The organism is Endozoicomonas sp. Z74 (assembly GCF_057680865.1).
Map to the genome: position 1 here is coordinate 1 of NZ_JBLYZI010000279.1, position 518 is coordinate 518.

General features: G+C 44.2%; 2 rRNA genes. Both read right to left on the reverse strand.

Going from position 1 to position 518, the window contains the following annotated elements:
• Positions 1–108: ribosomal RNA gene (locus ACNRUY_RS26755) — 23S ribosomal RNA — on the reverse strand; the annotation flags it as partial.
• 358 nt (positions 109–466) lie between these two features.
• Positions 467–518 (reverse strand): 16S ribosomal RNA (locus ACNRUY_RS26760); the annotation flags it as partial.

Genomic DNA, 518 nt, shown 5'->3' on the forward strand with positions numbered 1-518 from the left:
CTGGATCACGGCCTGTTTATCGGCTCCCCAAGACTTATCGCAGATTACCACGTCCTTCATCGCCTCTGACTGCCAAGGCATCCACCGTGCACGCTTAGTCACTTGACCATATAACCCGAAGCGATCTAATGAATTAGATGCAGGAGGTTATACAATAAATAACTACCTTAACGATCTTTATCTGATCACCCATGCCGAAGCATGAATCTCAGATCGCCATACACTTAGCAATAATCTTTCGATTATTGACTTGACCGGAAATTGCTCCTGCATTACCGGCATACACGCCGTCCTGGCGTTAAGAGTGTCTCAGCAAGAATCTTCATTAAACAACCGAGGTTGTCTAAATCAATTCAGCTTAAATATTTGGATTCCACATTGTTAAAGAACGAAGAAAATCACGATGAACAAGTCATCATGATTATCAAACAATTCGTGTGAGCGCTTATGGACGTCGGTTTTCGTTTAAGGAGGTGATCCAGCCCCAGGTTCCCCTAGGGCTACCTTGTTACGACTTC